The sequence below is a fragment of the Aureivirga sp. CE67 genome (assembly GCF_015767245.1).
Taxonomy (GTDB): domain Bacteria; phylum Bacteroidota; class Bacteroidia; order Flavobacteriales; family Flavobacteriaceae; genus Aureivirga.
Map to the genome: position 1 here is coordinate 96,366 of NZ_JADOTV010000005.1, position 13,370 is coordinate 109,735.

11 protein-coding genes are annotated in these 13,370 nt (G+C 28.9%); 3 read left to right on the forward strand and 8 right to left on the reverse strand.

All coding sequences use genetic code 11. The features are described 5' to 3' along the window. Nucleotides 1-7: 7 nt before the first annotated feature. Nucleotides 8-967: an SPOR domain-containing protein gene (locus tag I0K12_RS08490; RefSeq protein WP_196887066.1), complete on the reverse strand. Its 960-nt coding sequence runs from the start codon at nt 965-967 to the stop codon at nt 8-10. Between the two features lie 104 nt (nt 968-1,071). Here I0K12_RS08490 and dprA point away from each other — a divergent pair, with 104 nt between their 5' ends. Both dprA and I0K12_RS08500 read left to right on the forward strand, forming a co-directional pair. After that, nucleotides 1,072-2,166, forward strand: coding sequence for a DNA-processing protein DprA (gene dprA, locus I0K12_RS08495; protein WP_196887076.1), 1,095 nt, complete (start codon nt 1,072-1,074; stop codon nt 2,164-2,166). A 128-nt stretch (nt 2,167-2,294) separates the two neighbouring features. Beyond that, nucleotides 2,295-2,630 carry a single-stranded DNA-binding protein gene (locus I0K12_RS08500; RefSeq protein WP_196887078.1) on the forward strand — a complete coding sequence of 112 codons (336 nt, stop codon included), beginning with the start codon at nt 2,295-2,297 and terminating at the stop codon, nt 2,628-2,630. Nucleotides 2,631-2,796: 166 nt separating this feature from the next. On the opposite strand, the gene I0K12_RS08505 is transcribed toward I0K12_RS08500, so the two are convergent. From I0K12_RS08505 to I0K12_RS08515, 3 genes are read right to left on the reverse strand one after another with little or no spacing between them, the layout of a single operon-like run. Further along, nucleotides 2,797-5,337, reverse strand: a complete 2,541-nt coding sequence (locus tag I0K12_RS08505; RefSeq protein ID WP_196887081.1) for a FecR domain-containing protein — start codon at nt 5,335-5,337, stop codon at nt 2,797-2,799. Between the two features lie 3 nt (nt 5,338-5,340). Further along, nucleotides 5,341-6,246, reverse strand: a complete 906-nt coding sequence (locus I0K12_RS08510) for a FecR family protein (RefSeq protein ID WP_196887083.1) — start codon at nt 6,244-6,246, stop codon at nt 5,341-5,343. Nucleotides 6,247-6,289: 43 nt separating this feature from the next. Then, nucleotides 6,290-6,808 carry an RNA polymerase sigma factor gene (locus I0K12_RS08515; protein ID WP_196887084.1) on the reverse strand — a complete coding sequence of 173 codons (519 nt, stop codon included), beginning with the start codon at nt 6,806-6,808 and terminating at the stop codon, nt 6,290-6,292. 141 nt (nt 6,809-6,949) lie between these two features. Between I0K12_RS08515 and I0K12_RS08520 the strand changes: the two genes are divergently transcribed. Continuing rightward, nucleotides 6,950-8,116 carry a hypothetical protein gene (locus I0K12_RS08520; RefSeq protein WP_196887086.1) on the forward strand — a complete coding sequence of 389 codons (1,167 nt, stop codon included), beginning with the start codon at nt 6,950-6,952 and terminating at the stop codon, nt 8,114-8,116. A 57-nt stretch (nt 8,117-8,173) separates the two neighbouring features. Here the strand turns inward: I0K12_RS08520 and I0K12_RS08525 are convergent, their stop codons facing one another. From I0K12_RS08525 to I0K12_RS08540, 4 genes are all read right to left on the reverse strand, one after another. Continuing rightward, the gene (locus I0K12_RS08525; protein WP_196887088.1) at nt 8,174-9,568 is read right to left on the reverse strand and encodes an OmpA family protein; all 1,395 of its coding nucleotides are present in this window, start codon (nt 9,566-9,568) and stop codon (nt 8,174-8,176) included. 18 nt (nt 9,569-9,586) lie between these two features. Further along, the gene (locus I0K12_RS08530; RefSeq protein ID WP_196887090.1) at nt 9,587-10,408 is read right to left on the reverse strand and encodes a hypothetical protein; all 822 of its coding nucleotides are present in this window, start codon (nt 10,406-10,408) and stop codon (nt 9,587-9,589) included. 270 nt (nt 10,409-10,678) lie between these two features. Next, on the reverse strand, nt 10,679-12,367 hold the full coding sequence (locus I0K12_RS08535) for a DUF6909 family protein (protein ID WP_196887092.1): 1,689 nt from the start codon (nt 12,365-12,367) through the stop codon (nt 10,679-10,681). 171 nt (nt 12,368-12,538) lie between these two features. Further along, nucleotides 12,539-13,186 carry a hypothetical protein gene (locus I0K12_RS08540; RefSeq protein ID WP_196887094.1) on the reverse strand — a complete coding sequence of 216 codons (648 nt, stop codon included), beginning with the start codon at nt 13,184-13,186 and terminating at the stop codon, nt 12,539-12,541. Nucleotides 13,187-13,370: the final 184 nt, after the last annotated feature.

The following is a 13,370-nucleotide window of genomic DNA, read 5'->3' on the forward strand; positions in this document are numbered from 1 at the left end:
TTAAAGTTTAAGATTCAATCTTCTTGGTTAGAAGCCAAGCGTCTTTATATCCTTCCTTTTTTATCTTATTTAAAGTTGTCAATGCTTCTTCTTTTGTCTTAAAACTAGCAAACGCAACTTGAATTAAATCCCATTTATTTTTCCCAATAACTTTAGCTGAAAATCCTTTTTTAGACAATTCATTTATTTTTTTGTCAGCATTTTTCATTTGTCTAAAACTTCCAGCAACGATATGATAGTTTAAAGTCTCTGCTTTTGGTTTTAATCCAATATTTAGAGTAATAGCAGGTAATGGATTTCCAACATAAAAAGTAGCTTCCTGTATCTTCTTTTCGATGTTTTCTTGCTGTTTACTAGAATCTGCAAATTCTGTTTCTAATTCTTTTTCTTCATAGAAATAATTTCCAGCACTATACAATCCGAAAAGTAAAGCAATTCCTGCAGCATATTTTATATATGTTTTATAATTCGTAGGAGTAGCTTCTTTTTCTTCTACTTTTTCTGCTCTTGGAAGTTTGATAACTGGTTTTTCTTCTACAACTTTTTCTTCTTCTCGCTTGATTGGAGGAGAAACAAAACTTGAAAGTCCAAATGAAGATCTTAAATAATTAATATCATTTGAAGGTTCAAAAACCAAGTTTTCATTTTGATCTAAAGAGAAAGAACCAATTCCTGACAACTCTAGCGTACCAGCTTTTATTGAAGAATTCCATTCTGAAATTGTTTCTTCAATTTTAAGCATCGCTTCGTCATAAGTAATTTTGTTTTGTTTCGCAATATAATTTGCCAACAAACCATCATTCTCACTTAAATACTTGTTGAATGTTATTTTCTTAGTTGGAGGTGTAAATGTATGTGTTATTTCGTCCAGTGTTGCTGAAGTTTCTGAACAAATAAATCCCCCAAAATTTGGTACAATTACGCAATCGTATCTGTACAATAAATCTGCTATGTTCTCTACTATCATCCTCATTGCTACAAATATAGCTAAAAAAGAACTACTTAGATATATAAAATTTACTATTTTTATTAACATAACCTATTAAAGCTCAGTGAAAGAAGTTAAAATCTATGGAAGAAAATCTACGTTATGTATTGGCTTTGCAAAAAGTAAAAGGAATTGGAGATACTTATGCGAAAAAATTGATCAATTATTGTGGAAGTGCAAAAGCTGTTTTTGAAGAAAAAGAGAAAGATTTATGCAAGATAAATGGTATCACTCCAAACATCATGAAAAATTTAAAAAATCCAGAAATTTTTCAAAAAGCAGAGGAGGAGCTAAAGTTTATCGAACAGAATAATATTCAAACTGTATATTTTGAATCAGAAGAATATCCTGATAATTTAAAACAATGCTTAGATAGTCCTATTTTACTTTTTAAAGATGGAAATTTTGATTTTAAAGATCGAAAGACTTTAAGCATCGTCGGAACTAGAAATATGACTAGCAATGGAAGAATTTTTTGTCAAGAACTTGTAGAGGAAGTTGCATCTTATGATCCTATTATTGTTAGCGGTTTTGCTTACGGTGTCGATATTTGCGCACATTTAGCTGCTTTGGATAATCACTTGAAAACTGTTGCTGTTTTAGCGCATGGTTTCGGACATATTTACCCAAAAGTTCATAAGAAATATGTGAATAAAATTAATGATTGTGGAGGATTCCTGACGGATTTTTGGTATGAAATGACTCCACAAAGAGAGTTTTTCTTGAGTAGAAATCGAATTGTTGCAGGAATTTCGGATGCTGTTATTGTGATTGAGTCTGCTGAAAAAGGTGGTTCTTTGGCTACAGCTGAAATTGCAAATTCTTATCAAAAAGATGTTTTTGCTGTTCCTGGAAGAGTTTCTGATAAATTCAGTGTTGGATGTAATAATTTGATTAAAAATCATAAAGCAACAATGATTACAAGTCCTTCAGATTTGATAAAAGCTTTGAAATGGGATGAAAAAAAACAAAAACCAATTCAGAAAATGCTTTTTGTGAATTTGGATGAAGACGAACAAAAGATTTTTGATTTTTTGGAAGAAAATGGAATGCAATTACTGGATTTAATTTCTTTAAACTGTGATATTCCAATTCATAAAGTAGCGTCTATTTTGTTGAATTTGGAACTAAAAGGAGTCATCAGACCTCTTCCTGGAAAAATGTTTGAGTTGGCTTAAAAATAGAAATGAAATAACCGTTTACATTCGTTTAAATTCAAATGTAATCGGTTTTAAATAATTATTAACCGAATCTAATTTTCGATTCGTCTTTACTTTGTCTCATAATCATTTAAAATCAACGCATTATGAATAACTTAAGAAATAAAGTACAGTTAATTGGAAGATTAGGAATGGATCCAGAAGTAAAGGTTTTAGATTCGGGAAAAAAATTAGCAAAATTTTCTATCGCAACCACAGAAGCTTATAAAAATCAAAAAGGAGAAAGAGTAGAAGATACACAATGGCATAATATTATCGTGTGGGAACGAAATGCTGAATTTGCTGAAAAATTCTTATCAAAAGGAAAAGAAATTGCTTTAGAAGGAAAACTTTCAAATCGAACTTATGAAGACTCTAATGGTGTAAAAAGATATACAACAGAAATTATTGCAAACGACTTTGTTTTGTTTGGAAAAAAGTGAACTGATTTAAACTTTTTAGCCAAAACAAAGAGTTTCATCTGATGTTTATTACTGGTGAAGGAAAAAGTTTTCAGCATAGCCTTAGTTATGGTTAAAATTTTTTACAAACCAGAAATGAACATGCTTAAAACGAATTTTGAGTTAAAATTTTAAATCTGTTCAAAAATTAAAAAGAAACTCTATACAGTAAATTAGGAGTAATTTTCAGTCCAAGTCTATCAATTACTTCTAATTTATTTTCTAGTGTAGAACTGGTTCTATACTCTCGATTTATGTAATTATTTTGATTTAAGACATTCAAAATTGAAAATCCGATTTTACTTTTAATATTTGATTTTTTTACCAAATCAAAATCGTAAGTCATCGAAAAATCTACTCTAGAATAGTTTGGAAGTCTTTTATTATTTATTTCATCATAAGCAATAATTGGAGCACCAAAAGAAGTCAAGTTTGAATTGTAAATTTCCGTATAAGGTTTTCCTGTATGCCAAGTCCATAAAAGTGCAAATTGAATCTTATTTAACTGATAAATATTCGTCCATTTTATAGCATGTTTGATGTCTGTATTCGCAAAAAAATCTTTGTTGTCATTTAAGTTTTCGAAATAGGTTTTATTTCTTAAAAAAGAATAACTAAAAGAAGTTTTGAAATTATGAATCGTTTTCTGACCAAAAAAATCTAAACCACTAATCGTACTATTCCCGATATGATATGCATTGTCATAAGGATTTAAAAAACCAAGGGTTCTCGTGGTAATTCCTTTTACTTTTTTCTGATAAAATTCAGTACTGAAATACCATTTATTCTTGAAATAAGAAAGACTTAATGTATTCTGAGTACTTTTTATAATCGGAAATTTATCTTCGCTAGAAAGCGTCCATAATTGATTTTCTAAAACAAAATTATTGAAAGCATTTTCACGAATTTGACTAATTATTTGATGTTTTAATTCTGAAGAAAAAGAAACCTTCCAATTTTTGGCAAATGGCTTCGAAATCACAATTCTTGGCTCTAAATAGTTTTTAGACAAAAGAGAAAAATAATTCGATCTTAAACCAACATCTAAAAAGATAAATTTGGAGTTTTTATAAGAATACTGTAAAAATCCGGCGTAAGTTCTATTTTCTTTTTTACTTGCATCCAGATCCAAAACATAGTCTTTTCCTTTTCCTTTGAAATCGTATCCAACATTTTTATAATCATATTCAAAACCAAAATGAAGACGATTAAATTTATCAAAATGATACTTCCAATTAGACTTCGCACCAACATCTGAAATACTATTTCTTTTCGCATAATTTTCCAAAATATTTTCTTCCGAATCTTGATAAACATTATAGTTATAAATCAATTTATATTTGGATAAAAATGCAGAAGTTTCAGATTCTAATTTTTCAGACCATTTATTTTTTGCTTGAAAACTATAACCGTAATTTCTTGTGAAAAGATTGTCTTTAAAAATCTCATTATTTTCTGAAATACTCTGATATTCTAGTTCATTATTCAAATAAATATAACTGAAATAAAATTTATGATTTTCTGTAGGATGCCAATTGATTTTTCCGTTTAAATCATTAAATCTAAAAGTTTCAAAATCTTCATCTTTATAGGAAATACGTGTGTTTTCGAAAGTTTTTTTAGCAATATTTTTTAAGGTTATCGACTGAAAAACGGGAGCAATAGAAGTTCTGTTTGCAACTACAATTCCTAGTTTATTTTTGATAATCGGAACATTTAAAGCAACATCTGTATTCAGTAAATTTATTCCAGCTTCTCCTCGGATTTTCTCTGGAATATACTTTTCCGATTCCATCAAAATTGTACTTGAAACTCTTTGCCCAAATTCTGCTGGAGTTCCTTTGTTTATAAAAGTAACTTTCTTTGTGATATAAGGATTAAAAGCCGAAACCATTCCGAATAAATGTCCTGTATGAAACATCTGAATTCCATCCCAAAGAATCAAATTCTGATCAGGAGTTCCACCTCTCACATGAAGTTTTGTAGCAGATTCTGTAGGACTTTTGACACTTGGTAAAAGTTGAATACTTTGTAAAATATCTGGTTCAGTAAGTCCTGGAATAATTCCTAGTTTTTTAGGTTTAATAACAAAAGAATTGCTGGTTTTAATTATTCCTTTTGTCAAGAAATTCGAAATATTGATATTCGGAATTTGATTTACTTTTTCTTTTAATTGAAGTTTTAAAACTGTTTCTTTTTTCTGAGAATTCAACAAAATAGTTCGAGTTTCATAAACGATATGTTGGATTTTTAATTCCTTGAAATTATTCGTTTCAATTTGAAAATAACCAAATTTATTCGAAATCGTATATTGTTCTCCAACTCGAATAACCGCTCCAGCTATCGGTTGTTTATACTCAGAAAACAAATATCCTTTTATAATTTTTGGAGTTTGAATACCTCGAATTACATAATATTTTTCAGAAATTAAATCAAACTGTAAATTGGTTTTTGATTCTAAAACTTGAATTAATTCTTCAAGATTTAAATCTTTATCCGAAGCTGAAATTTGAATCGTTTCTATAAGGTTTGATTCATAAGAAAAACGAATATCAAAATGGTCTTCTATCTTAGAAAGTGCGGATTTTAAAGCTGTATTTTTAAAATTACACGTGTAGGTATTCTTTTTCTGAGCAAACACAGAAATAGTTAAGCATAAACTAAAAAAGACACCTAAAAAGAATTTCATTATTTACTCCGTTATTGTAATATTTTTTCCTGAAATAGTATATTTTAATTGCATTGCAGAAGTCAAAGTCTGTAAAGCTAATTCAAGATTGGTATTACTTAACGTACCTGTAAATAATTTATTTGATGAAGTTTTGTTTTCAATAGAAATATCAAATTGCTTTTCAAGGCTTTCGAAAACAATTTTTAAAGGTGTTTTTTCAAAAGAAATTTCACCATTGATCCATGTTGGAGCTTCGTTTTTAGAATTCCAAGTAGTTATTTCGTTTTGAATATTTTGATAAGCATCTGATTGCGTAAGAATTACTTCTTTATTTTGTTGTTTTACGGAAACTTTTCCTTCATAACAAACAACTTTGAAGAAATCATCCGACGTATTCACGTCAAACTGTGTTCCTAAAACAGTAACGCTTCCGTTTTCTGTTTCTACTGTGAAAGTACTTCCTTTTTTAACTTTGAAATATCCTTCCCCTTCAAGTTTTAATTTTCGTTCAAACTTCCATAATTCTGGTTGGTAAGTCAATTTCGATTTTGCATTCAAAATTACTTCCGAACTATCTGCAAGCATCACGATTCTTTGCTCTCCAAAACTTGTCTGAATCACTGTAGAAGAAGTTTTAAACAAGAAAAATGAAATCATAATCACCACAGAAGCAGCAGCAGCGTACATCCAAAGTGGAATAACTTTAGATTTTTTCTTAGGAGTTTCCAATTTTTGCTTGATTGCACTAAAGTTTTTATCTGTATCAAAATTTGGTACAGACAAATGTTCTGATTGATTTTTTATTTCTTGAAAGACATTAAAATCTTCTTCCGAAACTAATTTTTTCAATTCAGAATCTGAGATTTCTCCAGCAATCCATTTTGCTAAAAAAATATCTTTATTTTCTATGTTATCTTCTGTTTTCATGACTTTACACAAATAAAACAACTAGAGTAAAAAATACCCTACCTTAAATTTTTCCAATTTTATCTCTTAAAATAACCAATGCATTATGCATTCTTTTTTCTACCGCTTTTACAGAAATACCAAGTGTTTCAGCTATTTCTGCATATTTTTTCTTGTCGATTCTACTCATTAAAAAAACTTCTCTTTGTTTTTCAGATAAAGAAGCAATCGCATTATTCAGCTTGTCCTGAAATTCTTTTTGTCTTAAAACATTTTCAGGAGTATCATTATCTTTATAAGAACTTTTATTCTGATTTTCAATGTATTTATGTACAACTTTTTCGTGTTTCTTTTCGTTTAGAAACAAGTTAGACGAAACTGTAAAAAGAAAAGATTTTGCTTTTTCATAAGCGACTTTCTCACAGTTCTTCCAAAGTTTTACAAATGCTTCTTGAAGCAAATCTTCTGCATTTGCTTTTGAACCTGTTTTGTAAAACATAAAGTTGAAAACATCTTTGGAATGTTTCTTATAAAGCTCTTCAAAAACGGTAGGTTTACAAACTGATTTTTTATCTTCTGTCATCTAAGAGTAAAATTAAAAGATGGTAAAATTATTATTTTCAACAAAAGAATGAAAGTTTTGAAATAATTTATTTTATTTGACAAATTAAGTAGGGTAATTTAGAATCATATTGTTTTATCGATATAGTATAGTAGGGTGAACATGAAAAATTTAATGACATATTTTCTTTTGATAATCTTTTCTTTTTCCATTTTTTTAGGGTGTGAAAATGATGATTCTATTGGAGATAATTCGTCTAATACAGAAAATATACAAGAGAGTGCTTCCTTGGAAGATTTTATGGTAAACTTTCGTTCTTATCTTCAAAATGAAGAAGAAGATATTGAAGATTTATTATGTTTTGATTTTATATACCCAATAAAACTTCAATTTGATGAACAACTAGTTATTACTATTGAAAACTTTGAAGGTTTAAAAGAGATTATTGAGTTTCAAAGTACAGATAATACGAAGTATGGAATAAAATTTCCTTTCCAGATTTCTTTTCCAAAAGTTGGAATCACTAAAGATATTTTAAACGAAGATATTTTTGAAGAAACTATAGAAAATTGCAATTTTGAAACAGAAGAATGTTTTGAAGTACAGTTTCCAGTACAAGTGAATATTTATGGTTCTCCATTGATTATTTACTCGATAGATCAATATGAAGATATTATCGAAGAATATGATGAACAAGATGTTATTAATATCTTCCCTGTTATTGTTAGAATGAATACTGGTGAGATTCGAATTATCGAAAATAATCAACAATTAGAATCTCTTTTAGAAGAATGTGAAGATGACGAAGATAATGAAGCTCAAGCTTATTGTTATACTCTTGATTTTCCTGTTGAATATACTATAAATGATAATGAAGATGAAATAGAAAATCATGGACAGCTTTTAGGGCTTATAGAAACTTTTATTAGTGGAAATAATGATAATATCGAGTTCGATTTTCCATATACAGTAATTAGTGAAGATGATGAAGAATTTGAGATAGAGGATTTTGCTCTTTTAGTTCATTATATCAAATTCTGTGGAGATTTTCATTTAGAAACTGCTTTTGATTTTTCTTATCACGAATGTATTTCTAGTTTGAAATATCCACTACAAATGACTATAAGTGGGAATACTGTAACTTTCCAAAATCAAACACAACACGAGAATCATTTTTCTGATTATGATGAAGAAACAATAGAAAACGTTGAATATGTTTATCCAATAACTTTTTATTTGAATAATCAGGAAGAATATACTATTGAAAATGAAATCGAATATGCTGAGTTGATTTTTGCAGAAGATTGTGAAGAATTGATCGAAGATTAAAACAAAAAAGGCATCCGATTAAAATCGGATGCCTCAATATCTTTTTTTTAGTTTCTTTTACATGTTTAATACACTAAAACTAACTCTTCTATTTTTAGCTCTTCCTTTACTAGTTTTATTTGTTGAAATAGGATTTGCCTCACCATTTCCTTTTACTTCTAGTCTTGAAGCTTCAATACCATTTTCTATTAAATACTGACGTACACCTTCAGCTCTTCTTAAAGATAATTTCTCATTATAAGTATCAGAACCAACATTATCTGTATTTCCAGTAATTAAGAATCTTGCATTTTTAAATTCTTTCATCAATGCTAAAATTTCATCTAATTCTTTTGATTTTTTTGGAGCAAAATCATCATTATCTGTATTGAATTTAATAGATTTTGCAGCGTACTGAATCTGTTCTAAAGCTTTTAAAGTAATAATCACTTTTGGACAACCTCCTTCACCAGCAACACCTGCTTCGTTTGGACATTTATCATCCTTATCTTGAACTCCATCATTGTCAGAATCCACAAAAGGACACCCTCCATTTTCAGTTGTTCCAGCTTCTTCTGGACATTTATCTTCACTATCTAAAACTCCATCATTATCCTTATCAGGACAACCATTTGTTTTTCTATCACCTTTTAAATTTGGACATTTATCTTTTTTATCAATAACTCCATCTCCGTCTGTGTCAGGACACCCTCCTTTTGTTCCTTTTTCTAAAGGACAAGGATCATTTCTATCAATAACTCCATCTCCGTCAGAATCTGGGCATCCTTTGTTTTTCTTAAGCCCTTTAATTCTTGGACATTTATCTTCTTTATCTTTAATCCCATCTTTATCTGTATCTGAAGCTCCAAATCTGAATGCTATACCAACAAAATGCTCAAAATGTCTCATTACATTATCTTGATTTGTAGTTCTTTTATATTCTGTTTGAATATTTAAACCATATTGATCAAGAAACCAAATATTGAAACCGGCCTCGGCATCGTATAAAAAACTAGTTTGATTATCCATTCCTGCCATACCGATTTTAAGACCTAAATAAGGATCAAACCAACCTCTTTTCCCGAAAAAACCTTCTTTTCCGAAAATATGGCTAAGTCCATATTTAGCTCCTCCTGTAAATGATAAATAAGGAATATCTTGTCCTCTAACTCTTTCACTTCCAAACCTGTCAATAGAATTTACTGACATATCAACCTCTGGGCTAAGTCCTATTTTAAAATTATACACGATATTAAATCGTATAGAAGTAGCATGAATATTATAATGTTTATCATTAAAAAATTCATTAAATCTACCATTTCCTGTAGCTCCTGAAGAGTTAAAATCAACAGCATTATAACCTGCTTCTACCATCCAACGATAGGTGCCTGACCCTTGTGCTGAAATTTCTTTTGTACATAGCAATAAAGCAAAAGCTAAAACAGCTTTGAGTAAAAATTTGTTCTTTTTCATTTTTTTATAGATTAAGTTTTAATTTTCTGGACAACCATTATTTTCTTTCGTCCCTTTTTCTAAAGGACATTTATCCTCTCTATCTGTAATTCCATCTCCATCAGAATCTGGACAACCATCTAAAGCTTTTGGACCATAAATTTTCGGACACTTATCTTTTCTACCTTTTACACCATCTTTATCCGCATCCGAATCTAGTCTTAAAACAATTCCTAAACTGTGTTGAAAGTGCTTTTTAACTTCTTCTGTTTTTAAAGTATTTTTAAACTCTGTTTGGATATTGAAACCAACAGTTTCAGAAACCCATAAATTTGTTCCTAATTCAAAGTCATAATAATTACTTTTCCCTTTATCTAAAAATACCATTCCGTATTTTACTCCAGCAAAAGGGGCAAACCACTCTTTATTTCCAAAACCATCTTTTCCTGTTACTCTTGCAATATTATATTTTGTTCCAAGTGAGATAGAAAAATAAGAAAGATCTTGTGTTTTAACTTCTTGTTCTAAAAATTTATCAATAGAATTTAGAGAAAATCCAAATTGAGCACTTATTCCTTTTGTAATAAAGTAAGCTGCGTTAAGTCTGATTGAAGTAGGATGAATATTAAAATATTTTGGATTATAATAATCTGAAAAATTACCTTTTATATTTTTCGTTATAGTTTGTGTTTCTAAGGTTACTGGATCCGTAATTTTCTCATCAACATCATATGAATTAAAAGAGATCGCATTAATTCCAAATCCAAATAGAAAACGACTATTTTCATTTTGTGAAATTGCTTCTTTTGAGCATAATAAAACAGTTAAAATAAATAGTACGTTTAAAGAAAAAATCTTCATTTATATAGTTAAATTAAGGTTGAATAATCATAGCAGAAAACTTCATAGCATCCATTTTCAAAGCCAATATTTTTCGTTTTTTAAAATTATCAAAAACTATGCAAAACTAAATAAAATGTTAAAAAAAGCAAACTAAACTATTGATTATCATAAATTATAGCATTTTATTAATATTCAACCATCTTTTATTATAATTAATTTCAAACAAAAAAGGTAATGAGAAATTAATCTCATTACCTTTTTTATATTTTATTTTAAAGTTAAATCTAATTAAAGAATCTGTTCTAAAATTTTCTGTGTAATTGCATAAGTTGGCGTAACTCCTGTAGTTCCTAATCCTCCCGAAGCTAATGTACTTCCTGTTTCTAGTGGATTATCCGAAGCATAATATGCATATCTTACTTTTACATCTTTAGAAATTGTATGTCTAATTTTTGAAGCAGCCTGAATCGCTTTTTGATAATGCGCTCCTTCCATTTCTAGACCAATAACTTTCCAAGTTGATTTTGAGAAAAACTCTAAGATATCTTTATTTTGAAGAGAAGTTCCAAGAACAGAAACCATTGCTCCATCATAAACTCCAAGTCCAAATCCTTCTAAATCCTCTTTTTTCAATTCATTTTCAAATGGATAATTATCCGCAGTTCCTTCGAAAATATGTGAGTTTGGAATCATGATATCTCCTTTTCCTCCAAATAGAATCCCCGCTTTTCCCATAATAGAAACAGACTTTACGTCTAAATAATGAACATTTCCTTCCTCACAGTAATAAGGTTTTAAAAGTTCATCCATTGTTTCATAAGCTTGCTCTCCGAAAGCATAATCCATCACGATTATCACAGGATCTTTTCCTTCTTTTTTAGAATTTTTAATTTCAAAATCAGAAGATTTAAAATCAATTTTAGAAGTATCAATAATTTGAACATTAATATTTGTTCCAGAACTATCTTTTAAGTAAATCAATCCGTTTTTTGCAGCGTATTCTTTTACTTTTTTAGACAAATGTTCATTTTCATTTAAACTTAAAAGTTCAAAAAGCTTGATTCCTTTATTTTGCTTTGCTTCTTTAGTTAAAACACTTTTCGCATAAAGAGAATTCATAACACTATGCATATTTGCACTAATAATATGAATTGGCCTTTTTAATAAATCATTACTTCTAAGCGTTTCTTTGATATTATCCGCCCAAATTTCACCATAAATATGATGACCAATTCTCTCACGCATTACAGGACTAAAAGAAATTGCTCTTTTTTCATTGTCAACAACTTCTCTGATTCCTAAATAACCTAACCAATAAATTAAATGTAAGAAACGATCAGGGTTATCTTCTGTAGCTAAATCTGCATGAACTTTTAGAGTTTCTTCAAAAGTTCTTCCCAAAATAATTGCTAAAAGTGCTAAAACAACTTCTCTTTCTTTCTGATCAATTTGTTTATTGTTAACAACTATTTCTTCCAGTTTTTGCCACTCTCTAGTAGTTTTTTCACCCCCATCGATGATTACTCTATTACAGATTTTATGTGATTCTACGAAAAGAAATGTAAGGTGTGTCAGAATATCATAAATTTCAGAGCGACCTCTGGTAACTTCAATATTCATCTGATCTGCATCAATTCTATAGCAATTTCTTCTTCTTTTGGGAGGAATGATTGTTTCAAAATGTGATTTTGAGTAACCTTCGTCTGCAGTTAAATTAATAAATCTACATTCTTCAATTCCTTCTGGAAGCCTTTCAATCACATAAACTAATCCATTCAATTCTACTTTCTCCTCAGCGATAGAACCATAAATTTCTGGTCGTAACATCAACAATGATTGTCTTAATGTTTCTCCTGAAATTCCCATCGGCTTATAAAAACCTCTATTAAACAAGTGACGCATCGTGATATAAATACGTTCAATTGCTCCTGATGATTCTTGCGCTCTAGTTCTTGCTTTTATTTTCTTCTTATCCATTGGCTTCCTCATTTTACTTATTAAAATTATTACAAATATACGATATTGATAGGCATAACTTGTTTATTCTAAACTTATAAAACTGCTAATTTTTTGTTTCCCTATCATTTATTTACAAAAAAGCAGATTATTTAGAATAATCTGCTTTTTGAATTTTTTATTTCATTTTTGTTACTTAACCGTAACAACATTATTCAACATCTTAAACAATTTTTGTGTTGTTTTATGATCATCTAAATTTTTAGATGTATGCACTTCTGCTACAAAAGATTCTTCTCCATTTGCATAAATATAAAAGAACACTGAAAAATGAATATCCAACATATCTCCATCTACTTTATAGAATGTTACTTTATTTCCATTAACAATTCTATCTTCTTCAATGGAAATCTTAGCATCTTCATCTACAGTTCTGATTTCCTCCATAACTGCATTAAAAATTTCATCTACAGTAGCATTCGATTTATCAGCTGAAAAAGTTCCATAAACTGTTTTTCCATCAATCTTTGTTCTCAAAATGTATTCCGTAGAGTCATCCTCATTATCATTTACTTCAAATTTCCATTTTTTAGGATCTAAATAAATTCCATATTTCGGATTTCTTTTACTTTTAACTAAAAAAGTAGCTTTTTTATCTACATAAAACTCCTCATCATTTAGATCACGATAATTGATTCCGTTTGTTGGTTGCTCAACATATTCCCATGTTCCATCACTTTTTAAAAATACCTGTTTTCCTTCTGATGTTAAAGCATTTTGAGCAAACATTGTAGATACTCCAAGCGTTAAAATTGCTGCTAGTTTGATTCCGTTCTTCATGTTCTATAAATTATTATTAATTGAATGTAGATTGTTAATTTATAAAATTAAATGTCAAATAAAAAACTCATTTTAAGGTACGAAAATATTGTTATGAAAACTTCATAATTATCCCTTTGATATTGTTCATATCAGAAAATTGTACTTTAAAAATTATAGATTTTTAATAGGTGGTTTTTAAAAA

Bases quoted from the DNA above. Each gene is read 5' to 3' on its own strand.
- I0K12_RS08525 (WP_196887088.1), bottom strand. From the start codon at position 9,568: ATGAAAAAGAACAAATTTTTACTCAAAGCTGTTTTAGCTTTTGCTTTA.
- I0K12_RS08540 (WP_196887094.1), bottom strand. From the start codon at position 13,186: ATGAAGAACGGAATCAAACTAGCAGCAATTTTAACGCTTGGAGTATCT.
- I0K12_RS08510 (WP_196887083.1), bottom strand. From the start codon at position 6,246: ATGAAAACAGAAGATAACATAGAAAATAAAGATATTTTTTTAGCAAAA.
- I0K12_RS08520 (WP_196887086.1), top strand. From the start codon at position 6,950: ATGAAAAATTTAATGACATATTTTCTTTTGATAATCTTTTCTTTTTCC.
- I0K12_RS08530 (WP_196887090.1), bottom strand. From the start codon at position 10,408: ATGAAGATTTTTTCTTTAAACGTACTATTTATTTTAACTGTTTTATTA.
- I0K12_RS08500 (WP_196887078.1), top strand. From the start codon at position 2,295: ATGAATAACTTAAGAAATAAAGTACAGTTAATTGGAAGATTAGGAATG.
- I0K12_RS08515 (WP_196887084.1), bottom strand. From the start codon at position 6,808: ATGACAGAAGATAAAAAATCAGTTTGTAAACCTACCGTTTTTGAAGAG.
- I0K12_RS08505 (WP_196887081.1), bottom strand. From the start codon at position 5,337: ATGAAATTCTTTTTAGGTGTCTTTTTTAGTTTATGCTTAACTATTTCT.
- I0K12_RS08490 (WP_196887066.1), bottom strand. From the start codon at position 967: ATGATAGTAGAGAACATAGCAGATTTATTGTACAGATACGATTGCGTA.
- dprA (WP_196887076.1), top strand. From the start codon at position 1,072: ATGGAAGAAAATCTACGTTATGTATTGGCTTTGCAAAAAGTAAAAGGA.
- I0K12_RS08535 (WP_196887092.1), bottom strand. From the start codon at position 12,367: ATGGATAAGAAGAAAATAAAAGCAAGAACTAGAGCGCAAGAATCATCA.